The sequence below is a fragment of the Aeromicrobium sp. P5_D10 genome (assembly GCF_054049535.1).
Genome location: NZ_JBFUME010000003.1, coordinates 255,055 through 273,526, shown reverse-complemented (window position 1 = coordinate 273,526; position 18,472 = coordinate 255,055). Strand labels below are relative to the sequence as shown.

The window sequence follows — 18,472 nt, the reverse complement described above, 5'->3', positions numbered from 1 at the left end:
GCCCTCTATCATGGAGGCATGTCTGACAGTGCTGCTTCAGCCCAGAAACGCCCCCACGTCGTCGTGGTGGGAGGCGGCTTCGGAGGCATCGCCGCCGTGCGGAAACTCAAGCGCGCAGACGTCGATGTCACGTTGATCGATCGTCACAACTACAACACGTTCAATCCGCTGCTCTATCAGGTCGCGACCGCGAGCCTCAATCCCGGCGACATCACCTGGTTCCTGCGGGCGATCCGTGCCAAGCAGAAGAATGTGCGCTTCCTCAAGGGCACCGTCACCTCGATGGATCATGAGTCCAAGACGCTGCAGCTCGACGGCGGAGTCGAAGTCAAGTACGACCAGCTGATCATCGCGGTGGGCGTCACGGCCAACTTCTTCGGGATCCCGGGCGCGGAGAAGTACTCGATGCCGCTCTACCGACGTTCTCAGGCCCTGGCCGTTCGCGACCGGATGTTCGCGAACCTCGAGGATGCCGCGATCAACGGTCAGGACCGCGATCTGCGCATCGTCGTGGTCGGCGGCGGTGCGACCGGCGTCGAGACCGCGGGGGCGTTCGCCGAACTGCGCAATAACGACATGCCGACGACGTACCCCGAGCTCGACAAGAAGCGGATCCACATCACGCTGATCGAGATGCAGCCCTTCGTTCTAGCGCCGTTCCACACCAAGCTGCGCGACTACGCCAAGAAGTCCCTCGAGAAGCGCCACGTCGACCTGCGCCTGGAGACGGCGGTCAAGGAAGTCCGCGAGGACGGTGTGCTGATCGAGCGCGCCGGGGAGCAGGAGTTCCTGCCTGCCGGCATCGTCGTGTGGGCCTCCGGAATCACTGCACACGACACCGTCAAGGAATGGTCGGTGCCGCAGGGTCGCGGCGGACGTATCGAGACCGACGAGCACCTGCGGGTCAAGGGTATGACCGACGTCTACGCGATCGGCGATGTCTCGGTCAGTCCTGACAATCCGCTCCCGCAGCTCGCCCAGCCGGCGCTGCAGGGTGGAAAGCATGCCGCCAAGGTCATCGCTGCCGAGCTCAAGAACAAGAAGGCCCCCAAGCCGTTCAAGTACAAGGACAAAGGCACGATGGCGACGATCGGCCGTTCGTCGGCGGTCGCCGAGATCAAGTTCATGCCGCGGCTCAAGGGCTTTCCGGCCTGGGTCATCTGGGTCGGCCTGCACATCGCGACGTTGCTGGGCAACCGCAACCGCTTCGCCACTTTGATCAACCTGACGGCCAAATACTTCGCAGGCGGCAGTCACAATGCCATCGTGGGCGAGACCCCTCCGGTTGTCGCGCTCAAACCGGTGACTGTCGAGGCGCGATCGCCTCGTAAGGTCGCCGTCAAGAAGGCTGCCGTCAAGAAGGCCGCGGCGAAGAGCGTCCCGGCCAAGAAGGCGCCGGCGAAAAAGGCCGCCAAGGACACGCCGGCCAAGAAGTCCCCGTCCGACTGATCAGCCGATATCGCCCCCCAGCACGACGAAGGTAGGCCTCGCATGCCCGCAGTGACCCACGAGATCGTCGACGGCGTCGGCCGACTCGTCCTGAACCGTCCCGAGCAGTCCAATTCATTCGATCTCCCAGCCGCCAACGACCTGGTGCTCGCGGTCGATGCGGTATCCGGAGACGATGTCCGAGCCATCACCTTGACCGCCAACGGCAAGCGATTCTGCGCGGGCGGCGACGTCAAGTCGTTCGTCGAGGCCGACGACGCTCCGGCATATCTGCTTGAGCTCGCCAACGTGCTCGAAGGCGGATTGCGCGATCTGGCCGATCTGCCCAAGCCCGTCGTGGCCGGGGTGCGTGGAGCCGTCGCCGGAGCGGGTCTCGCAGTCATGTTGAGCTGTGATGTCATCGTGGCGTCCGCATCGACCAAGTTCGTCATGGCCTATCCGGGTATCGGGTTGACGCCCGATTGTGGCGCTTCTTATCTCGTGCCGCGCGCGATCGGGCAGCAGCGTGCGCTCGACTTCGCACTCAGCGGACGCGTCCTCAGCGCGGCCGAAGCGCTCGACTGGGGACTGGTCTCGTACGTCGTCGCCGATGATGAGGTCGAAGCCAAGGTCGAGGCCATGGCGCGTTCTTGGGCCGACACTGCACCCATGGCCTTGGGTCAGGCCAAACGCCTGATCCGCGGCTCGTGGGACACGACCGGTCCAGAGGCCGGAGCCGATGAGTCCGCGACAATCGCCTCCGCCGTGGCCGGTGACGAGGCTCAGCGCCTGGTCGAGGCATTCATCTCGCGCTGATCAGCTGTTCCAGCTCCGCGCGGGCCGTCACGAGCGAGGGGCCGTACCAGGTCAGCGCTCGGCCCGAGACGAGCACAGTGGACGTGCCCTCGAAAGCCTCCGGGCCGTCGTCTGCTGTGAAGACATATGGCTCGTCGGGCAGCAGGACGATATCGGCCTCGATATCGTCGACCTCGACATGGGGATAGCGGTCTTGGCCAGGATTCAGCACGGTGTCGCCGAATGCGTTGACGAGACCGAGGCGGGTGACCAGATCGCCCGTGAACGTCCGGGAACCGACGACCATCCACGGATCACGCCAGATCGGAATCGCGACCCGGCGGCCGTCCGCGACCGGCGGCTGCGCCCACACCGTCTCCGCCGCGATGAGCCACTCCGGCACGTCCCAGCCCAGCGCGTCGGTGAACAGGCGACGCATCGAGGTGAACGCCTCGTCGAGTGTCTCGATCACCGTGACCCACACTGGGATGCCGGCGTCGCGCAGGCGGGCGATGTCGAGTTCGCGGTTCTCCTCCCGGTTCGCGATGACCAGATCGGGTGCGAGTGCCGCAACGGCGCGACGATCGGGATTCTTGGTGCCGCGCACTCGGGCGACGTCGAGGTCCGCCGGGTGGGTGCACCAGTCAGTCGCGCCGACGAGCGCCTCGGGGCGCGTGGCGGCGATCGCCTCGGTCAGCGATGGAACCAGGGAGACGATTCGCTGGACGGGCGTGTCCAGGTTGACGGGGTGACCGAGATCATCGTTCATACCTTGCGTCGCACGCCCATCGATCCGCTGAGCGGTGCCGGCCAGGCCAGGTTGTCGGTTGTCAAAGCGATGTCGAGCAGCTCGACGACGTCAGACGGGAACGGTGTCGGGCGCCGCGGGCCCATATCGATGTGGATCAACATGGCTTCCACAACACATGCGAGGCGCTGCTGGGACTGGTTCACGATCAGGGAGACGGCGTGCAGCGCCTTATCGGTGCGTTCGATGAGCCGGACATGCACGCTGACCCGTTCGCCTTCGAGCATCTCGGAGAGATACGTCAGGTGATGTTCGGCAGTGAACGTCGAAAGTCCACGCTCCCTGAGGTGCTTGACGCCCATGCCGAGGTCCGTATGGCAGCGGCGCCAAAGCGCAGCGCCACCGAGTTCGAGATAGCGGCCGATGTTCATATGACCGTTCTCGTCGATGAACTCCGGTGGTACATCATGGTCGATCTGCGCCGGGAGCTCGGTGACCTGGTCGTAGTTGGGAATCGAAATGCTCACGATCCGACGATAGGTGACCGGGGCCGGGGCAAGGACCCCGGCCGTGGCCACTGTTCGTCCGGTCAGATCTGATCGTCTCGTCGCACGTGCGAGCCGTCGGTCACATCGGGATCGATCCGGTCCGCCTCCGCGAGCTGTTCGTCGACGGTTTCGCGCTGTCTCGTGGCGTCCCTGTCGAGGTCGGAGGCCTGACGCTGGAGCTCCTCGGCCTGGATCCGGGCGTCCTGGGCATCTGCCCGGGCGGTGGCGGCGTCGGCTTCACGGCGTTGCACCGCTGCGGCAGCCGCATCGGCTTCACGCCGCATTCTGTCTGCCTCACCACGACTGAGCTCATCCTTCTCGTGCTGCTTGACCAGACGACGCGTTGCGACCTGGCGACTCGCTACGACGAGTCCCAGGATGATCGCGATCACGATGATCGCGATGACGACCCATACCCACCAGTCGATGTCGGACATGTCATTGCCTCCCGGAGGTGCAGGACCTGACCGGACGGCCAGGCCCTGTACCACGGGAGGTACCCAGATTCCGGGAAATAACACCCTCAGACGTTGCGCCTGTACTGGCCGCCGACCTCGAAGAAGGCTTCGGTGATCTGTTGCAGTGAGCACACCCGCGCTGCGGACATCAGCACAGCGAAGACGTTTTCGTGATTGATCGCCGCGGCGCGCAGCTTTTCCAGGGCATCGGCCGCCTCGCTGGAGTGGGTCTCCTGCCACGTGCGGACTCGAGTCAGCTGAGACTCCTTCTCCGACTCGGTCGCACGCGCCAGTTCGACCGTGGCCGGTTCCTCACCCTCGACATGGGGCTTGCGGAATGTGTTGACGCCGATGATCGGCAGCGATCCGTCATGCTTCTTGTGCTCGTAGAGCATCGACTCGTCCTGGATCCGGCCGCGCTGATAGCCAGTCTCCATCGCCCCGAGCACGCCGCCGCGTTCGTTGATCGCGTCGAACTCGGCGAGCACCGCCTTTTCGACCAGATCGGTCAGCTCATCGGTGATGAACGCACCCTGGGTCGGGTTCTCGTTCATCGCCAGGCCCCACTCTTTGTTGATGATCATCTGGATCGCGAGGGCCCGGCGTACCGACTCCTGTGACGGAGTCGTGACGGCCTCGTCATAGGCGTTCGTGTGCAGGCTGCTGGCATTGTCGTAGATCGCGATGAGCGCCTGCAGCGTCGTGCGGATGTCGTTGAAGTCCATCTCCTGGGCGTGCAGCGATCGGCCCGATGTCTGCACGTGGTACTTCATCTTCTGCGAGCGTTCGTTGGCGCCGTACTTCTCCTTCATCGCGATGGCCCAGATCCGGCGGGCCACCCGACCGAGGACGGAGTACTCCGGATCCATGCCATTGCTGAAGAAGAACGACAGATTGGGCGCGAAATCGTCGATGTCCATGCCCCGGGCGAGGTACGACTCGACGTAGGTGAAGCCATTGGACAGGGTGAATGCCAGTTGGCTGATGGGGTTCGCGCCGGCCTCGGCGATGTGATAGCCCGAGATGCTGACGGAGTAGAAGTTCCGGACGCCCTCGTCGATGAAGTACTGCTGGATATCGCCCATCATGCGCAGCGAGAACTCGGTCGAGAACAGGCAGGTGTTCTGGCCCTGGTCCTCCTTGAGGATGTCGGCCTGCACCGTGCCGCGAACATTCTGCAAGGCGAAAGAGCGCAGGTCGGCGTATTCGGCCTCTGACGGCTCGCGGCCTTCTGCCTCACGGAACTTGTCGACCTGCTGTTCGATCACGGTGTTGAGGAAGAAGGCGAGCACGGTCGGCGCCGGTCCGTTGATCGTCATCGACACCGACGTCGAGGGCGCGACCAGGTCGAAGCCGTCGTAGAGCGCTTTCATGTCTTCGAGTGTTGCGATCGAGACGCCAGAGGTGCCGACCTTGCCGTACACGTCGGGGCGGGGATCGGGGTCGCGGCCGTAGAGGGTGACCGAGTCGAAGGCCGTAGACAAGCGGGTCGCTTCGCCGTCTGCCGACAACAGCTTGAAGCGCCGGTTGGTGCGGAAGGGATCGCCCTCGCCGGCGAACATGCGGGCCGGGTCTTCGCCGTCGCGCTTGAACGGGAACACTCCGGCCGTGAATGGGAAGTAGCCGGGCAGGTTCTCCTTGCGCCAGTAGCGCACCAGATCACCGTGGCTCGTGAACTTCGGCAGCGAGACGCGGGGGATCTTGTTGCCCGACAGCGACTCCCGGGTCAATTGGGTGTGGATCTCCCGATCGCGGATCTTGGTCACCATCTCGTCGCCGGAGTACGACTCGACGACCGTCGGCCAGGCCTCGATCTGATCGATGATCGCCGCAGGCAAGTCCTTGCGGGCGGTGGTCAGCAGCTGGTTCAGCTCTTCCCTAGAGCTTGTCGAGAGGTCCTCGCCCGTCACCAGCTCGAGACGCTGGGCTCGGCTCGCCGCGTCGGCCAGGGTCTCGGTCTCCGCGTGGAATCCGCGGATCGTCTCGGTGATCTCGGCGAGATAGCGGACCCGCTCGGACGGGACGACCTGGCGGATTCCGCTGGAGTAGCGAACGTCGACGTGCGGAAGGATCCCGTCCTCCACCGGCAAGCCCCGCTCGCCCAGGGTGTCTCGCAGGTGCTGGTAGAGCGCCGTGACGCCGTCATCGTTGAACGTTGCGGCAGATGTGCCGAAGATCGGCATGTCTTCGGGCCGCTTGCCGAAAGCTTCGCGGTTGCGGACCATCTGGCGTCCGACATCGCGCAGTGCGTCCTTGGCGCCACGGCGCTCGAACTTGTTGATCGCGACGGTGTCGGCGAAGTCGAGCATGTCGATCTTCTCCAGCTGCGAGGCCGCGCCGAACTCCGGTGTCATGACATACATCGACGAGTCGACGAATGGGACGATCGCCGCATCGCCTTGGCCGATACCCGGTGTCTCGACGATCACGAGGTCGAAGCCGGCGGCCTTGACGACGTCGATGACGTCGGCGAGCGATTCGGGCAGCTCATGCGAACCGCGCGTCGCGAGCGAGCGGAAGTAGGCGCGTTCGCCGTCGAGGGAGTTCATCCGGATGCGGTCACCCAGCAGCGCTCCACCACCGCGCCGGCGGGTCGGGTCGACGGCGATGACCGCGATACGCAACTTGTCCTGCTGATCGACGCGGAAACGTCGTACGAGCTCATCGGTCAGCGATGACTTGCCCGAGCCGCCCGTGCCCGTGATGCCGAGAACGGGGGAGGTGTGAGCGGCGGCAGCGATGCGGATGCGCTCTTGCTGTTCGACTGGGAGGGTTCCGCTTTCGGCCAGGGTGATGGCGCGCGCGATGCTTGCCCGGTCGCCCGCGATGAGCGCGTCGAGGTCGAGCTCACCGAGCGCCGTGAGGTCGAAATCGCAGTCGGCGACAACCGAGTTGATCATGCCGACGAGGCCGAGACGCTGGCCGTCCTCGGGGGAGAAGATCGTGACACCGCTCTCGCGCAGACGCGCGATCTCCTCGGGCACGATGACGCCGCCTCCGCCGCCGACAACGTGGATATGTCCTGCGCCCTGTTCGCGCAGGGATTCGACGAGGTACTCGAAGTATTCGACGTGTCCGCCCTGATAGGACGAGACGGCGATTCCTTGTACGTCTTCCTCGATCGCGGCGTCGACGACTTCTTTGACGGAACGGTTGTGACCGAGGTGGACGACTTCGGCGCCCTGCGCCTGGAAGATGCGGCGCATGATGTTGATCGACGCATCGTGCCCGTCGAACAGTGCCGATGCGGTGACGAAGCGCACCGGGTTCTTCGGTACGTGGAGTGCGGGGCTGGTCATGGTTCCTCTTCCGGGCAGATGCGACGGGCTCGAGCAAGTACTTGGATCTAAAATAGTTGCATGTCCAAGTAATTACCAGTCGTGGGGGTCACTCTGCGGATTGGTCCCCTACGATGGGGCGCATGCCTGCCGAGCCGAAGTTGCCCTTCGACCCCATTGAACGCGCTTCCGAGCTGTGGCTCAAGCATGTCGGTGAACCGCGGTCCATGCGTCTGGCCACCTCGATCATGCGGGTGCAACAGCTTATCGGCGCCGAGCTCGATGCTGCCGTCAAACCGTTCGGCATCACTTTCGCCCGTTACGAAGTGCTGCAGCTCATCTCGTTCAGCGCCACGGGGCGGTTGCCGCTCAGCAAGATCGGCGAGCGTCTCATGGTGCACCCGACATCGGTGACCAATGCGATGGATCGGCTCGAGACGCAAGGTCTGGTCCGTCGGGTGGCCGATCAGTCGGATCGTCGCCGCACCTTCGCCGAACTGACCGAGGAAGGTAAACGGGTTCTGGTCGATTCCACGGGGGCGATCATGGCGATCGACTTCGCGATCGTGGGGCTCGACGACGCGCAACAGGATCAGGCCTTCGATCTGCTGCGTCAGCTGCGTTCTGCGGCTGGCGACTTCGCCTGACCTGAACGGCTGGCCTGGAACAGCAGCTCCGGAACGACGAACGCCCCCGACCCGATGGGCCGGAGGCGTTCGTGAGACGTGCTGGTGTCAGATCTTCTTGCTTTGGCGGGTCTGGAAGCCGCTTGAGGTCGACGTCTTACCCGAGTAGATGCGGTAGCGGTACTTCTTGCCGGTCTTGAACTTGTACTTGCCGTTGCCGGCAGAGTTGAGCTTGATCGTCTTCTTGGTCTTCCACTTGCTGCCCTTCTTGTACTGCAGCTTGATGGACTTGAGCGTCTTGTACTGACCCGTGCTCGGGACGAAGATCTTGACGCCCTTGACCTTGACCGTGTGCGACTTGCCGCGTGCGGTGATGTGCAGCGGGTACGTGTGCTTCGAAGTGATCACGCGACGGGCGTAGAAGAAGTTGCTGACCGTCGGGCTGGCCTCGGAGGTGCCGTCGAAGTAGTGGATCACGACGCCGGTGAGACGCAGCTTGCCTGCGCCGACAGTGTTCGGGAGCTCAGCACCATTCAGGTACAGGGCGGCGGTGCCCTTGACCCGGTTGGACGAGTCGACGACATTGGCGGTGACGTTCTTGATGTTGCCGCCGGCTGCCACCAGAGTGCCGGGGAAGAAGTTGACACCCTTGCGGTGCAGGTAGCCGTCCTTGATCTTGATCGACGTGATCGCCGCATCGCCGATGGCCTGCGGCGTGACGCGCGCGGACCAGGAGGATGTTGCCGGCGAGCTGGAGGCAGGCGCGGTGGCAGTGCTGGAAGTCGTGTTCGCGGTGGCGGCAGTCGCGCCTCCTGCGATGAGCGCGGTTGACGCGACGGTGATCGTCGCGAATCGCAGCAGTGTCTTCATTCGGTGGTTCCCCCCGGATAAGAGATGGATAAGGATGAAAAGAGTGGCTTCATTCAATCAGACGCACTGTCCGACAACTAATCCAGTAGCATCTCGGCGCCGAGTGTCTCTTCCGGCACTCCGAATCCTTCGATCAGAGTCAGCGTGTGGGGACGCAGTTTGTCGAGCAGGTCGTTGACCAGCGAGGTGACGGTTTTGGCCCTTTGGTCCGACAACCTGTTGTGGCCCATGAACCAAGCGAGGTCGTCCTCAATGATCGACAAGGCGTACAGCGAACAGACATCGCGCAGCAGATCCTGAGCCTCGGGGTCATCGCATCGTGCAATGCCTGCGGTGAACGCTTCGAGAACGACCCGATCGATATGCACCCGACCACATCGGATGACGTGATCCTGGGCGGCGTTGAAGACCGCGAAGGCCTCGGCGGGATCGTCCTTTCCGGCACGACGCAGCCGCCGCGCGGCCGTCTCGATGACATGCTCTTCACGATCCTCGAACAGATTGAGCTGGGTGCCGCGGTCGAGCAGATCGTGGTCGTCGTCGCTGGACCGGGCGTCGATTAGGCGCTGGATGAGCTGGGATGCGGCCGTGCGCTCCTTGACGACATCCGCGACAGTGCTGGCCGCGAACCGGACGAGCCCAGCCGGGTCGAGGCCGCCGACCTCCTGGGCGTAGGACGTCAGCAGTTCCTTGGCGACAAGCTGGAACAGCACATGGTTGTCGCCTTCGAACGTCGTGAAGACGTCGGTATCGCCTTTGAGTGTCGTGAGCCGGTTCTCGGCGAGGTAGCCCGCGCCACCGCATGCCTCTCGGGCTTCCTGGATCGCGCGGGTCGCGTGCCAGGTCTGCGCCGCCTTGAGGCCGGCGGCGCGTCCCTCGAGTTCTCGCGACTGTTGTGGGTCGGGGGAGTCCTCGCGTTGGAGGCGGTCCATGCGCGAGACGAGTTGGTTCTGCGCGAACCGGTAGGCGTACGACCTGGCGATCAGCGGCAGCAACCGCCGCTGGTGCATGCGGTAGTCCATCAACAGCACCTCCTGGCCGGGACCCTGGGCGAATTGGCGCCGCTTGAGGGCGTATCGACCCGCGATGCTGAGCGCGACCTCTGTCGCCGCGCTCGCCGAACCGCCGACGCTGACCCGGCCACGGATCAGCGTTCCGAGCATCGTGAAGAAGCGCTTGTTGACGTTCTCGATCGGCGAGGAGTAGGTGCCTGACGCGTCGACGTCCCCGTACTTGTTGAGCAGGTTGTCCCGTGGGATGCGGACGTTGTCGAACATGATGCGACCGTTGTCGACGGCTCCGAGTCCGCCCTTGTGACCGTCGTCCGAGGTCGTAACTCCTGGCAGATCGTTGCCACTCTTGTCGCGTAGCGGCACGACGAAGCAGTGCACCCCGTGGCTCTCGCCGTTCGTGACGAGCTGGGCGAAGACCGTCGCAACTTCGGCGTGCAGCGCCGCGCCGCCGATGTAGTCCTTACGCGCTGATGGCGTCGGCGAGTGGACCACGAACTCCTGAGTGCTGGGATCGTACGTTGCGGTCGTCTCGAGACTCTGGACGTCGCTGCCGTGGCCCGTCTCGGTCATCGCGAAGCAGCCGAGCAGTTCGAGGTTGATCAGGTCGGGGATGTACTTGCGGTGGTGCTTTTCGGTGCCGAGGTTTTCGATCGCCCCTCCGAACAGTCCCCACTGCACGCCGGCCTTGACCATGAGAGACAGGTCGAACTGGGCCAGCATCTCGATGCCCGTCACGGCCATACCCGGATCACCGGTGCCGCCACTGGATTCACGGAAGCCGGCCGCTGGTATGCCGGTGGGGATCAGCTTCTTCATCTGGCCGAGGACGCGTTCGCGGGCCTCGTCGAGAGTCAGGTCGTGGTCGTACGCGAGGTCCAGGCCGGCCAGTTCGGTGCGGGACTGCTCCCGTACGTGGCGCCACTTACCGTCAAGGGCGATGCGGAGTTCGTCGCTGAGGGTCATGCTCAAACGGTACTGGTGTGGGCTTTGAGGTGCTTGTCGATCCGCGTGGGTCAGCAAGGTTGTCAGGATCTTGCGATCTGCGACATTACGAGGGTGTGGAGAACAGCGAAGTGACGGCAGCGTTCGAGGACGCCCGGTCGTTCGAGGACGTCTACGACCGCTACGCGCCAACCGTGGCCCGCTTCGCGTGGTCGGTCTCGCCAACGGGGGAGGCTGCGCAGGAACTGCTGCAGGAGACGTTCCTGACGGCATGGGCCAAACGTCGTTCGATCAGGCTCGTGGATGGATCGGCGCTGCCGTGGCTTCTGACGACCTGCCGAAACCACGCCCGGAACCACGCCCGCCGGGAGCGGCGATGGCGCGATCTGCTGGAGCTGCGCGAGGAGTCAATTGTGGCGGACCCGATAGGCGGGGAGGCCGCAGCCGACCTGCGCTGGGCATTGGACGCCGTTGCTGAGCTGCCAGACGGTGAGCGTGCGGTGACCGAGCTGTGCCTGCTTCAAGGAGCCTCCTACCGGGAGGCCGCGCAGCACCTTGGTCTGTCAGAGGCGGCGGTCGGCAAGCGACTCCAACGGGCAAGAAGCCGACTCAAAGAGGGGATGGAAGGATGACCGATCTGCGGGAGCGGCCCTCTGAGGCCCAGGTTGACGCGTGGGTGGCTGCGGCACGGCCCGTCGTGCTGGAGAATGCCGCGCGACGGCATTGGTGGCGGCGGTTGTCCCGGCCAACGGTGGTGCTCAGTGTCGTCGGAGCCGTGGCGGCAGGCGGCATTGCCTATTCAGCGGTGGAGCGGACGAGGACAGGCGCGGCGCCGGAGTTGTTCACGGGTGACTCGGTGCTCGAGATCGGCGCGCCCGGACCAGATGACAAATGGCTCAACATCTCTGTCAGGTTCCGATGCGAGAAGGGCGAGCGGATCTCGATTCGCGCCGGAGCCCGAGAACTCATGGAGAGCGGTTGTCCAAAGAACGGGACTGACTCGTACGGTTCGCGTGGGATGAGCGGCAGCGAGCCACGCGCCGACATCCACGTGACGAAGCTGATCGTGAAATCGACCATCTCGCACGACTATCGGATCACGGCTGAATGGGGGCCGAGGGCTGTCTCGCAGCGCATGATGGCGCTCCCGCCTGTGGGTGCCGATGGTCAACCGCAATGGAAGATTCCGACGTACCGAGTCAACGAGTACGGGCTCACGGTGGGCGATCACTTCTATATGGATCAGCCGGAGGAGACCTACCCGGACTTGTTGCCTACTCGCTTCAAGGGACGAGTCGCGTACTTTCGCATGAAGGACTCCCTGCAGGATGCCAACACGCTCGAGGAGATCGAGCGTCAGGCGCGAGAGCGGCGAGAACAAGGGCTGGACGTCGGTGGCAAGCGCTATCGATGGGTCTACGCCGCCGACGGGGAGACCAGGCTCGGCAAGGTGCGGGTGGACTGAGATTCGACGCGGTATTGCGAGTGTTAGATTGCTGGAGCCGTTTGGCACAACTCAATCCGCCCGCATGTCAGGGGAAGCCGGTCAAATTCCGGCGCTGACCCGCAACCGTAGGCCACCTCAAGTGGCGAGCCGGAACACCTACTGAGGGCATGACCGATCCACGCTGTCGAGGCATACACGTGACGGGCTTCGAGCCTTTCCGTGAAGCAGCGGGAAGGACCCACATGCTGAACAGAATCAACTTCCGCCGCGCTGGCGTGGCTCTTGTCGCCCCGGCCCTCGCTGCCGGCATTGTCGTGGCAGCGCCTTCCGCGCAAGCCGCACCCAACTCGTACGCCTACTCGGCTGCCCGGTGGCTGAGCGATCAGCCCGAAAACGGAATCGTCAGCACTGTCTACGACGGCACGGCGTACCCCGACTATGGCTTGTCGCTCGACGTGTTCTTCGCACTGAACGAGCTCGACACGCGCGCTGGCGACCAGGCGGAGATCATCTCCGCGTTCGAGGCCGATCCGTCGGTTTACATCGGCGGTGGCTCGGCCGGCGCTGCGGGCAAGCTTGCGACTGCGGTCGAGGCATCCGGACCTGACGCTGATGCAACGGCGTTCGGTGGACAGAACCTCATCGCCACCGTCGAGTCCCGCATCGTGGCCAGCGGCGACGAAACCGGTCGCGCGGTGGACGCGGGCGTCACCGACTACTCCAACTCGATCGGCCAGTCGTGGGTCGTCCGCTCGCTCGCCACGAGCCCGACCAGCACCGCGAAGCTCACCTCGGCGACGGACTACCTGCTCAAGCAGCAGTGCGCCACCGGCGCCTTTCGCACCAACATGTTCGCGCTGGCCGTCGCAGACGACCCGACCACGACGGAAGAGTGGGAGGACGAGACTGTCCTTCCCGTTGACCGCGCGTGCGGCGACGCCACCACCGCGGACGACGACCAGATCACGATCGACGCCACCGCATTCGGCATCCAGGCATTGCTTTCGGCCAAGGACGCCGGTGTCGCCAACCTGCAGGACGATATCGACGCCGCCGTCAGCTGGCTGCTTAAGCAGCAGGCCGCCAACGGATCGTTCGTCAATGACGACAACGCCAACACCAACACGACAGGTCTTGCCGCGGCGACCTTGAAGTCGGTGGGTCAGACCGGTGCTGCCGGAAGCGCCGCTTCCTGGATCGTGGCGCACCAGGTGACTGACGCGATCGCCGAGGACACCGCACTTGCCAGTGAGCTCGGCGCGATCGCCTTCGACCAGGACGCACTCGCCGCCGGCAAGACGGCCGGCATCCCGGACGACAAGCGTGACCAGTGGGTCCGCGCCTCTGCTCAGGCCGCGATCGGCGTCGATGCGCAGCTTCCGGCCAAGAAGCTCCTCGCCAAGGCTCCGGCCGGCTACGTTGCCAGCGGTACCTCGATCTCGGTGTCGGCAACCGGACTCGCAGCAGGCGAGAAGTTCACAGCTTCGGTCGCCGGTGGAACCACCGTTGCAGGAACCGCCACTGCAGCAGGTGTGGCTTTGGCCAAGGTCAAGACGGGCGCCAGTACGGGGACACGTACTGTCACGATCAAGGGCTCGCGTTCGAACCGCGTCGGTACCGCGTCGGTCAAGGTACTCGCCGCCAAGAAGCTGGCGCTCAAGCTCAGCAGCACGGTCAAGAAGAACAAGAAGCAGACTGTGAAGGCCTCAGGCCTGGCCTCGGGGGAGACCGTCAAGATCTACTTCGCCGGCAAGCTGGTCAAGACGTCCAAGGCCAACTCGAGCGGTAAGTACAACTACTCGTTCAAGGTCGGCAAGAAGGCGGGCAAGAAGACCGTCAAGGTCGTCGGTGCGTTCAAGAACCGCAACGGTTCGAAGAGCTTCAAGGTCAAGTGATGCGCCGTCTGACGTCCTTGTTCGCCGCGCTGCTCCTGGGCAGCGCGGCGGGCGTCGTGCTCGCCACCGGTCCGGCAACGGCCGCAGCATGTGCCAAGGGCGTCGGCGTCACAGTCGTCGTCGGCGGAAGTGTCTCGTGCGACAGCAACGGCGGCGGAGACGCGGCCGGCAACTTCGTCGACGCAGGTCATTCGTTGACGTACGTCGAAACTCAGCCGGGCATGGTGTGCCAGGTCAACAGGGCGCCCAGCACGAGCTGCGCCAAGGCACCGGGAGCCAGTAGCTATTGGGGTCTGTTCTGGTCGAATGGCACGTCGGGGGCCTGGAAGTACTCCAGCCTTGGCGTCAGATCGCTCAACGTTCCCCAGGGTGGCTGGGTCGCGTTCGTGTTTCAGACCAGCAACCGCAAGACCTACCCGAGCATGACACCTTTGGCCGCAACTGCGCCGAAGCCGACGACTCCGACCACGAAACCCAAGCCCAAGCCCAAACCAACGAGCAAACCTTCGGGTGGAGCGAGCAAGCCGTCAACCACGTCGAGCACGCCGACTCCCACTGCTTCGACGGCCACGCCGACTCCGACGCCCTCGGCGAAGTCGACCAAGACTGCCAAGCCGACGGCGACTCCGACGGCTGAGGAGCTCGATGCACTGCCGGTCACACCGGAGGAAGCCGAGCTGGCCAAGGCTTCTGCTGCCGACGACGACAGCGGGTCCGGCGGACTCGTCTGGGTCACTGTCGGCATCGGTGCCCTGTTGGTCGCCGGAATGGGCGTGACGCTGTGGCGGCGCAAGGCAGCGGGCGGTCAGTCATAGCCAAGGTCCTCCCGCGCGACCTGCACCCGGGGGCCTGGTGGATCTGGTCCCTGGGTCTGGCGGCTGCGGTCTCGCTCATGACCAACCCGATTCTGATCGTGTTGGTGGTTCTGGTGGTCTGCTTCGTCGTGGTGTCGCGTCGCACCGCTGCACCGTGGGCGTTGTCATTTCGGTTCTATCTGTATCTGGCACTGCTGATCGTCACGATCCGGGTGGTGTTCCGCATCCTGGTCGGCGGTGCGGGCAGCGGACCTGTGTTGTTCACGCTGCCGCAGATCCCGCTGCCCGATGTGGCTCGCGGGATCACGCTGCTGGGTCCGGTGCATGCGCATTCGTTGCTGGGCGGTCTCTACGACGGGATGCGGCTTGCGGCGATCGTCATATGCGTCGGCGGTGCCAACACCTTGGCGAACCCCAAGCGGTTGCTCAAGTCGATGCCGCCGGCGCTGTACGAGGTCGGCACCGCGATCGTCGTCGCATTGTCAGTGTTCCCGCAACTCGCCGAAAGCGTCCAGCGGGTACGCCGTGCCAGACGGCTGCGGGGCGATCCGGGCAAGGGGATCGGCGCCTTGCGTCGCATCATCGTGCCGGTACTCGAGGATGCTCTCGAACGGTCGATGACGCTGGCCGCCGGAATGGACGCGCGCGGATACGGGCGGTCTGGACAGGCGAGCCGCCGAGCCCGCTGGTTGACCGGGACGTTGATGTTGTCAGGGCTCACCGGCGTCTGCGTCGGCACTTACGGTTACCTCGATGCCACCGCGCCACGTTGGCTGGCCTGGCCCATGCTCCTGACGGGCATTGCCTTGGCCGCCATCGGATTCGTCGTGGCAGGACGCCGGGTGGAACGGACTCGATACCGTCCCGACCGGTGGAGGGCAGGTGAGCTGGTCGCGGTGTTCTCCGGACTGGCTGCCGCGGTAGTGACTTTCGTGATCGCCGACCGCGATGTCACGGCCATCACGCCGCCTGTGGCCGAGGTTCCGGGTGTCACCCTCGCAGCGTTGCTGGCTGTCATGGTCGGCGTCGTGCCGGCCTTCCTCACCCCTCCGCCGGTGCTCGATGTCATGTCCGAGGGACAGCTGGCTGTCGGGGCGGCGCGATGATCGAACTGCGCGGACTGTCATTCCGCTACGAAGGATCCGAGAGCCACACGCTCCGCGGCGTCGATCTGAACCTCGAGGAGGGGGAACTCGTGCTGGTCGCGGGCCGCACCGGCTCGGGCAAGTCGACGTTGTTGGGAACGTTCAACGGACTGGTCCCGCACTTCAGCGGCGGTGAGCTGAGCGGTGACGTGCTGCTGGCCGGGGAGTCGATCGTCGGCCGAGCGCCCCGAGAGCTCGCCGACCAGATCGGGTACGTCGGTCAGGATCCGCTTGCCGGTTTCGTCAGCGACACAGTGGAAGAAGAACTCGCTTACGGCATGGAACAGCTGGGGCTCGATGCGCAGACGATGCGCCGGCGGGTCGAGGAGACGCTCGACCTGCTGGGTCTCGCGGCGTTACGGTCGCGTCCGCTGCGGACGCTGTCGGGCGGCCAGCAGCAACGCGTCGCGATCGGCGCGGTGCTGACGATGCATCCGCGAATCCTGGTGCTGGACGAGCCGACGTCGGCACTCGATCCGACCGCCGCCGAAGACGTTCTGGCCACGTTGGCACGCCTCGTCGACGATCTGGGCCTCACCGTCGTGCTGGCCGAGCATCGGATGGAGCGGGTGATCCCGTTCACCGACCGGCTCGTTCTGGTCGAGGACGGTCGAGTGCGTGACGGGCCTCCGGCCGAGTTGCTGGTCGATTCCATCGTCGCGCCGCCCGTTATCGAACTGGGCCGGTTAGCCGGCTGGTCGCCATTGCCGCTCTCGGTGCGCGAAGCCCGACGTGCCAAGGCCTCGCTGGGTGTCCTGCCTACGCCCGAACCAGTCGAGCTGGACCCCGGTTCGCCTGCGCTGAAGGCCACAGGCGTCACGGTGACGTACGGCTCGCTGGTCGCGGTGCGCGATGTCGATCTGGTGGTGACGGCCGGACGGGTCGTGGCGCTGATGGGCCGCAACGGTTCGGGCAAATCGTCCTTGCTGTGGGCGCTGCAAGGCACCGGCAGGCGACACGCGGGCTCGGTATTGGTCGAAGGTCTGGACCCCAAGGAGCTTTCGAGCAGCCGTGCGCGTGAGCTGGTCGGGCTCGTTCCGCAGACCGCGACTGATCTGCTGTACCTGGAGACTGTCGATCAGGAATGCGACGCCGCTGACATGCAGGCCGGCGCCGTCGTCGGAACATGCCGCGGGATCCTCGACAGACTTGCGCCGGGCATCGGCGGGTCGGTGCATCCGCGCGATCTGTCGGAGGGGCAACGGCTCTCACTCGTCCTCGCGATCGTGCTGACCGCTCAACCTCGCGTCATCGCGCTCGATGAGCCGACTCGCGGACTCGACTACGGAGCCAAGGTCGAGTTGGGGGCGATTTTGCGTGAGATCACGGCCCAGGGCAGGGCGGTCGTGGTGGCCAGCCACGATGTGGAGTTCATCGCGCAGGTCGCGGACGAGTGTGTTGTGCTCGCCGACGGGGAGGTTGTCTCGGCCGGGCCCAAGGCCAGGGTGCTCGCCGAATCGCCCGCATTCGCCCCGCAGGTGTCCAAGATCCTCGGGTCCGGCTGGCTCACGGTCGCTCAGGTCGAGGCGGCGCGCACCAGGCAGGCGCTGGGCTGATGCGGTCGGCGATCCAGTTGCGTCCCCGATCGATTGCGGTACTCACCGTGGCGTCAGTTGCCGGGCTCATCATGTTCGTGTGGCCTCTGCTGCTCGTTCCGGCGCAGGATGCGACACGGGTCGACCAGCCGTTCCTGTTCATGCTCCTGCTGCCCCTGGTCGTCCTGGTGGTCGTGGCCGAGATCACCGAAGGAGGCATGGACTCCAAGGCGTTGGCGATGCTGGGAGTCTTGACGGCGATCAATGCGGCGATGCGCGCGCTGGGCGCCGGAACGGCCGGGCTGGAGCTGGTGTTCTTCCTGTTGATCCTGGCTGGCCGGGTCTTCGGTGCGGGATTCGGATATGTGTTGGGCTGCACCTCGCTGTTCGCCTCGGCGCTGCTGACATCGGGCGTCGGCCCGTGGCTGCCGTTCCAGATGTTGGCATCGGCGTGGATCGGGCTCGGAGCAGGACTGCTGCCCCGGAGGGTGACCGGCAAGGCCGAGATCGCGATGCTGGTGGTCTACGGGATCGTCTGTGCGTACGTCTACGGTCTGCTGATGAACCTGTCGTCGTGGCCGTTCACGCTCGGCATCGAGGTGCCTGGACACACCGGCGGTCTGTCGTACGTACCGGGAGCAGAGCTGCTCGACAACCTGCATCGGTTCGTGATCTACACGCTTTTGACGTCCACAGCGGGCTGGGACACGGGGCGCGCGATCGCCAACACAGTCGCGATCATCGTGCTGGGGCCTGCGATTCTGGCGACGTTGCGGCGAGCCTCGCGCCGTGCTCGTTACACGCCGGCGATCGTCGAAAAAGTTAAATGAGCCATTGTCGGCAAAAACCCGGTAGGGTAGTCAGTAGTTGCACGACGTTGGGCTGTACGAACGAATGATGTTCCATTACTGGTCTTGATTTCTTCTCGG

At 64.8% G+C, this 18,472-nt stretch carries 16 protein-coding genes and 1 riboswitch; of the genes, 10 read left to right on the top strand and 6 right to left on the bottom strand.

Annotation, left to right across the window (positions count from 1 at the left end):
• Nucleotides 1-18: 18 nt before the first annotated feature.
• Together ACXJKC_RS06415 and ACXJKC_RS06410 are read left to right on the top strand one after the other, a co-directional pair.
• Nucleotides 19-1,449: an NAD(P)/FAD-dependent oxidoreductase gene (locus ACXJKC_RS06415; RefSeq protein ID WP_456695854.1), complete on the top strand. Its 1,431-nt coding sequence runs from the start codon at nt 19-21 to the stop codon at nt 1,447-1,449.
• A 42-nt stretch (nt 1,450-1,491) separates the two neighbouring features.
• Complete coding sequence (locus tag ACXJKC_RS06410; protein WP_456695853.1) at nt 1,492-2,244, top strand: enoyl-CoA hydratase/isomerase family protein; 753 nt, start codon at nt 1,492-1,494, stop codon at nt 2,242-2,244.
• On the opposite strand, the gene ACXJKC_RS06405 is transcribed toward ACXJKC_RS06410, so the two are convergent.
• From ACXJKC_RS06405 to icmF, 4 genes are all read right to left on the bottom strand, one after another.
• Entirely contained in the window at nt 2,231-2,992 is a 762-nt protein-coding gene (locus tag ACXJKC_RS06405) for a helical backbone metal receptor (protein WP_456695852.1), read from the bottom strand. The genes ACXJKC_RS06410 and ACXJKC_RS06405 overlap by 14 nt on opposite strands.
• On the bottom strand, nt 2,989-3,498 hold the full coding sequence (locus tag ACXJKC_RS06400) for a thioesterase family protein (protein WP_456695851.1): 510 nt from the start codon (nt 3,496-3,498) through the stop codon (nt 2,989-2,991). The genes ACXJKC_RS06405 and ACXJKC_RS06400 overlap by 4 nt, the downstream gene beginning before the upstream one ends.
• Nucleotides 3,499-3,560: 62 nt before the next feature.
• Nucleotides 3,561-3,956, bottom strand: coding sequence for a hypothetical protein (locus ACXJKC_RS06395; RefSeq protein ID WP_456695850.1), 396 nt, complete (start codon nt 3,954-3,956; stop codon nt 3,561-3,563).
• A gap of 86 nt (nt 3,957-4,042) precedes the next feature.
• Nucleotides 4,043-7,276, bottom strand: coding sequence for a fused isobutyryl-CoA mutase/GTPase IcmF (gene icmF / locus ACXJKC_RS06390; protein ID WP_456695849.1), 3,234 nt, complete (start codon nt 7,274-7,276; stop codon nt 4,043-4,045).
• A gap of 122 nt (nt 7,277-7,398) precedes the next feature.
• Between icmF and ACXJKC_RS06385 the strand changes: the two genes are divergently transcribed.
• Entirely contained in the window at nt 7,399-7,902 is a 504-nt protein-coding gene (locus ACXJKC_RS06385; protein ID WP_456695848.1) for a MarR family winged helix-turn-helix transcriptional regulator, read from the top strand.
• 87 nt (nt 7,903-7,989) lie between these two features.
• Here ACXJKC_RS06385 and ACXJKC_RS06380 read toward each other — a convergent pair whose 3' ends face one another.
• Both ACXJKC_RS06380 and ACXJKC_RS06375 read right to left on the bottom strand, forming a co-directional pair.
• The gene (locus ACXJKC_RS06380; protein WP_456695847.1) at nt 7,990-8,751 is read right to left on the bottom strand and encodes a hypothetical protein; all 762 of its coding nucleotides are present in this window, start codon (nt 8,749-8,751) and stop codon (nt 7,990-7,992) included.
• A 77-nt stretch (nt 8,752-8,828) separates the two neighbouring features.
• A complete protein-coding gene (locus ACXJKC_RS06375) occupies nt 8,829-10,727 on the bottom strand; it encodes an acyl-CoA dehydrogenase family protein (protein WP_456695846.1) in 1,899 nt (632 codons plus the stop codon).
• A 95-nt stretch (nt 10,728-10,822) separates the two neighbouring features.
• Between ACXJKC_RS06375 and ACXJKC_RS06370 the strand changes: the two genes are divergently transcribed.
• The 7 genes from ACXJKC_RS06370 (at nt 10,823) to ACXJKC_RS06340 (ending at nt 18,373) form a co-directional block, all read left to right on the top strand.
• Complete coding sequence (locus ACXJKC_RS06370) at nt 10,823-11,338, top strand: RNA polymerase sigma factor (protein WP_456695845.1); 516 nt, start codon at nt 10,823-10,825, stop codon at nt 11,336-11,338.
• A complete protein-coding gene (locus tag ACXJKC_RS06365) occupies nt 11,335-12,171 on the top strand; it encodes a hypothetical protein (protein ID WP_456695844.1) in 837 nt (278 codons plus the stop codon). Before ACXJKC_RS06370 ends, ACXJKC_RS06365 begins: the two co-directional genes overlap by 4 nt.
• A gap of 71 nt (nt 12,172-12,242) precedes the next feature.
• Nucleotides 12,243-12,310: riboswitch (cobalamin riboswitch) on the top strand.
• Between the two features lie 85 nt (nt 12,311-12,395).
• Nucleotides 12,396-14,048 carry a prenyltransferase/squalene oxidase repeat-containing protein gene (locus tag ACXJKC_RS06360; RefSeq protein ID WP_456695843.1) on the top strand — a complete coding sequence of 551 codons (1,653 nt, stop codon included), beginning with the start codon at nt 12,396-12,398 and terminating at the stop codon, nt 14,046-14,048.
• Nucleotides 14,048-14,863, top strand: coding sequence for a hypothetical protein (locus ACXJKC_RS06355; RefSeq protein ID WP_456695842.1), 816 nt, complete (start codon nt 14,048-14,050; stop codon nt 14,861-14,863). The genes ACXJKC_RS06360 and ACXJKC_RS06355 overlap by 1 nt, the downstream gene beginning before the upstream one ends.
• A complete protein-coding gene (locus ACXJKC_RS06350) occupies nt 14,830-15,969 on the top strand; it encodes a CbiQ family ECF transporter T component (RefSeq protein ID WP_456695841.1) in 1,140 nt (379 codons plus the stop codon). The genes ACXJKC_RS06355 and ACXJKC_RS06350 overlap by 34 nt, the downstream gene beginning before the upstream one ends.
• Nucleotides 15,966-17,564, top strand: coding sequence for an ABC transporter ATP-binding protein (locus tag ACXJKC_RS06345; protein WP_456695840.1), 1,599 nt, complete (start codon nt 15,966-15,968; stop codon nt 17,562-17,564). The genes ACXJKC_RS06350 and ACXJKC_RS06345 overlap by 4 nt, the downstream gene beginning before the upstream one ends.
• Nucleotides 17,564-18,373, top strand: coding sequence for an ECF transporter S component (locus ACXJKC_RS06340; protein WP_456695839.1), 810 nt, complete (start codon nt 17,564-17,566; stop codon nt 18,371-18,373). Before ACXJKC_RS06345 ends, ACXJKC_RS06340 begins: the two co-directional genes overlap by 1 nt.
• Nucleotides 18,374-18,472 lie beyond the last annotated feature (99 nt).